The following is a 6,312-nucleotide window of genomic DNA, read 5'->3' as shown; positions in this document are numbered from 1 at the left end:
CCTACAAATCCAAGGTTAACTCCCTACAAATCCAAGGTTTAACACCTACAAATCCAAGGTATTATCCTACATAAATATGATAGTATGTAGGATAATAATTTTTTAGGATATGCAAGGATGAAAAAACCTCAGGATATGGTTGTTAAAAGTAATACGCTGATTGAAGCCAGTTACTCACTTACAGTTCAAGAGATAAGACTGCTTGATATCGCTTTAGCAGATTTAGCTACTTATGACGAATGTGAGAAAGACCTTCTAACGATGCACGAGTTTGTGCATATAAGGGCTGATGAATACGCAAAGATATATGATGTTGATATGAAAACAGCTTATACAGCACTTAGAGAAGCAAGCGAAAACCTGTTTACTAGATATTTTACTTACAGTGTGCAAAGTGAAAAATTCCCCACTCACCAAGAGCATAGAAAAGCGCGTTGGGTTTGGAATATAGCTTATGTAGAAGGTCAGGGTTTGGTTAAACTAGCGTTTACACCTGATTTGATAAAGCTAGCAGGGAAATTAAAAGGCGATTTTTCACGTTATCACTTGAAGCAGAAAGCACCGCTTACAAGTGTCTATGCTCACCGTTTATATGAAATGATGATGCAATGGCGAAAGTCGAAAATAGTTCCTTCAGTCTCATACAACGAGCTAAGACATAGGTTTGATATTGATGACAAAGAATATAAGAGAATGGATAATTTTAAGAGCAGAGCGTTAGATCCAGCTATCAAGCAAATCAATGAGCATACAGACATAACTGTCAGCTATGAGCAGTACAAAGAGGGACGTAAAGTAGCAGGTTTTATTTTTAAATTTAAGTTTAAAAAGTCAGTAAAGCCTATTATCAAAGACGTTAATAAAACCGCTAGTGATATCAAGCCAACTGATGATAGTCCAAAGCCCACACCTCAAAAAATACCAGCTATGAGCGACAAACAGCGAAATACTTTTTCTAACAAACTACTGAATAACTTTGATTTCATACGTGACTATAGCGCACAAACAATTGGTAAGAGCAGAGAAGAGTTATTACTGTGGGTTGAGCAGGGGTTAGCAGTCGACCAACAGCGCCAAGAATGGGGTAAGTATTTACTGATGTCAGGTTATGAGTTTCCTGATCGCATGAAAAACTAATCTACCACTTCAAAATTATTTAAATAGAAGTAAAGGTTGTGTAACTTAGATAATGATAATCCTAATAAGAACCTTACAAATACTGCCTATACAGGTCAACTTAAATCGACTAAATTTTATGTAAATTAAAGCGCGATTCAAAGGATGACTATGTTAAATAAAATACTTATTGGTATATTATTATCAAGCAGTACAGTAGTAGCTCTAGCTGGTACTGTACCAGTGGATCTTTATAGAGGTGGAAACTCAACTAGTCCTCGTATGGATAATGTCAGAGAACAAGATATCATATGGTACTTGAATGATGGTCAACAATGGGTAGTAGGAAAAAAAGGTGGGATCTCTACAACAAGCAAACCTCCTGTCCCTGGAAAGAATTGGTGGAAGATAGCTAAGGGCACGAAATACTCTGATGAGATATATCTCGAAAATGACCATGATAACCATTGGCGTTGGGCACCAGCGAAAAATATGTCAAGAAGTCATTTCAAGAGTTTAATGCAAGATTTGCATCCTAAGTTTAAAAAAATAAATTAAGAGGTTATTATGAGTAAAATGCAACCAGAATTGACATATAAGCAAATGTTTTTTTTGATTGAAGCTTTAGACTCACGTATCAAGAGCTATGAGGGACAATTGGATTCAGAAGAAACAACTGATGATGATCGATCTGATATCGAGAATGATCTTATTTCTATGCGACCTACGTTAGAATATATGCGAAATATTCTAACTCGCTATAAAGATGAATCAATAGCTAAGACCACAGTTGGATAAGAGTCTTTTAGTGTTTTCAAAATAATATAATTTGTCTAAAAACTAAGTTTTAATTCAAGATTCAAGACAATAAAAACCCGCTTAATAAGCGGGTTTTTATTGTCTTGAATCTTGAATTATTATTAATAAATAAATGAATAACCCTTTGAGAGTCATTTGCACAGTGAGCAGCACTCATCATGTATTGTTTTCCTGAAGAATCTTTAACGCCGTAACCTAAAGTGCAATCAAATCTTTGTGTGCTTCCAGGAGTAATCTTTACTACAGGTGTTCCACCATAAGTCGAAGCTAGTGGCGATATGACATAGTTCACGAACTCTACTTTTAAAGGTATCCCTGTAATGTTCCAAAGGTCTTTAGCTCTTTTTACAGCTGAAGTATTTTCACTCTCTTTACCTTTTACTTTAGCTATTATTTCCCCTGTTTGCTCATCATAGCTTAAAGATTGCATATCTGGAAAAACCTTTATCAACAAAGCCTGCGCAGCATCTAATTGCTTCAAAGCATCGTCTTTAGTTACTTTGCTTCCATAATTTATTTGGACAGGATAATCCACTCCTAAAACAGTTTTTAGAGTATTTTCAATATTAAGTAATTTATTGGCAGGGCTTTCTTCACCTGTCATATTAACAACTAACTTATAACTTGGTTCGTTTACTACATATACCCCTGCAACTCGACCTTTAAAATTGTCATTTATAATCTTTAAAACTTTTTCTTTGTTTCTGGAGTAAAAAAGTTTTTTTCTAGCGTCTTCTACAGAAAGGTTACTCAGTTTTGCATAATCCGACATATCAGTTTCGCTTAACTGAACATTGTTTAGACTGTCAGAAAGAGTTTTACCGACATTATCTAACGCGCCTAGATTAACTCCGAGCTTGTTGATTTCCTGATTAGCCGAAGCTAAGGTACTGCCAGCTATCATGATCGCAGCTACCAAACTTAATTTCTTGATCACAAATGTATTTCCTAAGTATTATATTTAAGGCTAATATAAGCTTTTTTACCAAACATTTATTTATTATTTTGTAGTTAGCTTACTATATCTAAGCTTAACTCACTAGCAGTAGACAAACCTTAATAATGGATTTCTTCCTGTTACTGTTGTTCCTTTTTTTCATCACTTGGCATAGTACCTCCTAAGTTCTCAACCAATCCCTTTAACAACTTTCTGTCTGTCTCTCTAGTCAAATATTCGGGCAATCTCTTAGCGGTATATTCTTTTAGCCCCTGTACCTGATTTTTTTCTAAAGTCTCAATAAGAAAAGCCCCTAACAATATTTTTTGTCTTGTTAGTTTTTTATCTACTTTTACTTTTTCTCTATTGATTGCTAGCTCTAGACTTTTAAGTTTCTGTTGCTCTTTTAATTCATCATTACCTAAAATGCTCATATTAGTACCTCGTTATTAGTATCTTTTGTCTTTTCTAACTATAACAAGTAAAGTAAACTCTAACAATCTACCATGCTATAATTTATTTGCGATATTTGAAGTCCCACTGACTAAGTGCGAGTTTACGAAAACTTTTTAAAATATCCGCTACGCTACATTTTAAAAAGTTTTTATAACCCCGTTAGGGGAAACCCCTAAAACCCCAAAAGACTAAACCGAGCAAAACCAATATGTCAATATTCATAGCAAGCACAAAACCGATAACTAGGAGCAAAGGGCAATCAGCCGTTGCATCTGCTAGCTATCGTGCTGGTTGTGAATTAGAAGATAAACGCTACGGTAAAACTCACGATTACTCAAAGCGGTCAGGCGTAATGAGTGCTGATATTATTTTTCCAACTTCGCTAAAAGAGCAAGGCGCAAACATCGAGCGCAGTGAATTATGGAACTTAGCCGAGGAAGTAGAAACGCGCAAAAATAGCCGTGTCGCTCGTGAATGGATAATCAATTTACCGCATGAGTTAAGCGAGTCAGAACGCAAAGAATTAGCGCATAAATTTACTCAATCGCTAGCGGATAAGTTTGGCGTTATCGCTGATTGTGCCATTCACAAACCCACTGCTAGAGAGATTGAAAGGGGCGCAGACGCTCGCAACTTCCACGCGCATATTATGCTGACGACACGCAAAGCGGAACTGGACGAAGACGGCAAAATTACACTAACTAGCAAATCTGATTGTGAGCTGTCAGATACCCAGCGTCTAGCGAAAAGCATGAGCCGAGCCAAAGACGAGGTAACAGAAATTCGGGAGCTATGGGAGCATATCGCTAACGAAAAACTAGCCGAGTATGACCATGATTTGATTGATAGCCGTAGCTATGCAGCGCAAGGCATCGAGATAACACCACAGGAAAAAATGGGGTCAGTGGCTACCAAATTAGAGCGCGATAAATACGAACGAGAACTAAAAAAAGCGGAGCAAGCCAAGGAGAAAGGCGAGGTTTATCAGATTGACGAAACACCCGCAACAATCAGGGGCGAAGTAAACCGCCTGATTGCCCAGCGTAACAGCGAAGCGTGGAGCGCACAGCTTACAGACAATCAAAAAATGAATGATGCAGCTGACGCAATCATCATCAATGGTCACGACATCAAGCAAACCACGCCATCGCCGCAGCTGATCGGCGGCGACCAACCACCCAAGCCAAGCACGAAAGCCGCAGCTGTAGATGAAACCACCAAAGCATCAACACCAGACGCACCCAAGCGTAAAGCCCCTTCCCCTACCGACATTGCCGCAGCGATGGCGTTAGCTATGAACGTCAGAAAAGAATTAGCTGATGACGAAAAACAAAAAGAGATTGCGTTGGAGCAGCAGCGACAACGTGAGATTGCAGAGCAGAACAGGCGTGAGCAGGCTGAACGTGAGCGCATAGAGCAGCAAAGAGCAGATAGGGAAAGAGCGCAGCAGCAAGAGCGACAGGCGCAAGCTGAACGGCTTGAGCATGAGAATAAGCAATTTACCGCAGACAAAAAACAGATGTACGGTTCAGTTTTGGCACAAGCATCTGACAAAGATATCAGAGGGGTTGATAAGAACAAACCCGCAGGTACGGCTATTTTAGCGATTTCAGCCGCTAATGAGGTCATGCACAAGCTCAATGATTACATTAACGAACCACGCACAACGCAGACACAGCGTGAGCTTGCAGAGGTTGAGCGTAGTAATTTAACCGACTTCGTGAGCGACAAATCAAAGCAAGCACTGAGCGAGATTAAAAACCTATATCGTACAGATGACCGTAAAACGCACACAGAAGCCCTACAGACCGCTTTAAATTATTTTGTAGGCAATCACAGCAAAACAGCAGATAAAACGCAGCAGCAAGCACTACAGAGCGCACAAAGAGACGTTACAAGCTTTAGCAATGAGATTAACCGCAGCCGTGGTTTTGGAATGGGAATGTAAAAAATGTCAGATGATACCGAAGTTAAGCAGTTACTCAACGCTGTATCACTGCTGATAGAGCATGATACCGCTCTCATAGCGCAGCGTGAGGAACAAGACAAGGCAACCGCAGAGCTTGTAAACGATCTAACAGCACAGCTCAAAGATTATCAGCAGCGCGAGAATGAGATTAAAAACGCTATTGCTATGGGTACAGCTAACGAGACTAGCACAGCCGTTGCAGCTGTCCTAAACCGTTATCATAGCCGTTTAACCGATGGCGTTGCCGGTCATGTTGAAAAAGCCAATACAGCACTGGTAAAAACCGTCAACGTAGCCACAACGAATATAAACGATTTAACAAAACTATCAGCAGCAATGACAAAGACATTTGATGCTAACTTTAAGAGCCTAAGCTTTTTTTCTACTGAATTTGAAAATCAAAACAAAAAGTTAGCCAATCATGCAACAGACACCTTAGCTGGTGTTAGACAAAAAGCTCAAGAAGGCGCAGAACAGTATACAGAGGAGCTATCAAGTAAGTTTGCCGAGGCTTTGAGTTGGAAAATTGCAGGTATTTTAGGAGCGATTTGCTTGTTCATTTTACTCATGACCCTGTTTTTAGGTTGGTTACTGATACCAAGCAAAGCAGAGATTGCAGAACGTAGAGCTGATTATCAAAGTTTACAAAAGGCTCGTATCGCTCATAACGTTGTTGAAGTAAACGGTCAAGATGGTTATTACGCAAGAATCAAACCAAAATCTTGTTTTACAGGTACAGATAAACATCAATACTGCAAATTCAGATAACCCCGAACAGTGCTTTTCTTAATCCCTTTAATCCTTTTAAAGAGTTTTAAAGAGTTTTAAAGAGTTTTCCGCCCTCTACAAGCCACGTACTGTATAGCTTTCAACCTCCATATACCTACAAATCCAAGGTTAACTCCCTACAAATCCAAGGTTAACTCCCTACAAATCCAAGGTTTAACACCTACAAATCCAAGGTATTATCCTACATAAATATGATAGTATGTAGGATAATAATTTTTTAGGATAT

7 protein-coding genes are annotated in these 6,312 nt (G+C 38.9%); 5 read left to right on the top strand and 2 right to left on the bottom strand.

All coding sequences use genetic code 11. The annotated features are described in order from the left end of the window. The first annotated feature begins 117 nt into the window (after positions 1-117). The 3 genes from repM to L2737_RS21960 all read left to right on the top strand — a co-directional run bounded on the left by repM (position 118) and on the right by L2737_RS21960 (position 1,914). Positions 118-1,137: a replication initiation protein RepM gene (gene repM, locus L2737_RS21970; protein ID WP_248957110.1), complete on the top strand. Its 1,020-nt coding sequence runs from the start codon at positions 118-120 to the stop codon at positions 1,135-1,137. Between the two features lie 150 nt (positions 1,138-1,287). Then, on the top strand, positions 1,288-1,674 hold the full coding sequence (locus tag L2737_RS21965) for a Tse2 family ADP-ribosyltransferase toxin (protein ID WP_248957109.1): 387 nt from the start codon (positions 1,288-1,290) through the stop codon (positions 1,672-1,674). A 9-nt stretch (positions 1,675-1,683) separates the two neighbouring features. Beyond that, positions 1,684-1,914: a hypothetical protein gene (locus tag L2737_RS21960; RefSeq protein ID WP_248957108.1), complete on the top strand. Its 231-nt coding sequence runs from the start codon at positions 1,684-1,686 to the stop codon at positions 1,912-1,914. A gap of 61 nt (positions 1,915-1,975) precedes the next feature. Here the strand turns inward: L2737_RS21960 and L2737_RS21955 are convergent, their stop codons facing one another. Both L2737_RS21955 and L2737_RS21950 read right to left on the bottom strand, forming a co-directional pair. After that, positions 1,976-2,872, bottom strand: coding sequence for a S1 family peptidase (locus L2737_RS21955; protein ID WP_248957107.1), 897 nt, complete (start codon positions 2,870-2,872; stop codon positions 1,976-1,978). A gap of 140 nt (positions 2,873-3,012) precedes the next feature. Then, complete coding sequence (locus tag L2737_RS21950; RefSeq protein WP_248957106.1) at positions 3,013-3,306, bottom strand: hypothetical protein; 294 nt, start codon at positions 3,304-3,306, stop codon at positions 3,013-3,015. A 230-nt stretch (positions 3,307-3,536) separates the two neighbouring features. Here L2737_RS21950 and L2737_RS21945 point away from each other — a divergent pair, with 230 nt between their 5' ends. Further along, complete coding sequence (locus L2737_RS21945; protein WP_248957105.1) at positions 3,537-5,276, top strand: MobA/MobL family protein; 1,740 nt, start codon at positions 3,537-3,539, stop codon at positions 5,274-5,276. A 3-nt stretch (positions 5,277-5,279) separates the two neighbouring features. After that, complete coding sequence (locus L2737_RS21940) at positions 5,280-6,065, top strand: hypothetical protein (protein ID WP_248957104.1); 786 nt, start codon at positions 5,280-5,282, stop codon at positions 6,063-6,065. The last annotated feature ends 247 nt before the right edge of the window (positions 6,066-6,312 follow it).

Origin of the sequence: Shewanella electrodiphila (assembly GCF_023283985.1) — a bacterium.
GTDB lineage: Bacteria > Pseudomonadota > Gammaproteobacteria > Enterobacterales > Shewanellaceae > Shewanella > Shewanella electrodiphila.
This window is presented reverse-complemented; position numbering and strand designations above follow the sequence as displayed.